Raw genomic sequence first — 355 nt, forward strand, 5'->3', positions numbered from 1 at the left:
GCCCGGATTGAAGCTATAGCTACCGTCGGCATTGAGGGTGAAGGTACCGCCGTTGGAGCCAGTGATGAACTGCCCCACGCTACCTGCCACGCCATTGACCGCACTCACCGTCAGTGTCCCGCCATCGACATCGCTATCGTTGGCCAGCACGCCTTGGGCGGCGGCGACGTTGAGGGCGGCGTTCTCACCCGTGCTGCCAGTATCGGCGCGAGCCACCGGCGCGTCGTTGGTGCCGGTGACGGTTACAGTCAGCGTCGAGGTAGAAGTGCCACCCTGTCCGTCGCTGACGGTGTAGCTGATCTGGGTCTTGTCGGTCTGCCCCGCGGCCAGGCGATCGAATGCCGTACCCGGGTTG

1 protein-coding gene is annotated in these 355 nt (G+C 64.8%); it reads right to left on the reverse strand.

What is annotated here, in order from left to right; translation table 11 throughout:
- Positions 1-355 (reverse strand): Ig-like domain-containing protein (locus DOM56_RS19600; protein WP_198655849.1); only part of this gene is annotated, 355 nt, incomplete at both ends.

Source organism: Salinicola sp. CR57 (genome assembly GCF_003206585.1).
Classification (GTDB): domain Bacteria; phylum Pseudomonadota; class Gammaproteobacteria; order Pseudomonadales; family Halomonadaceae; genus Salinicola; species Salinicola lusitanus.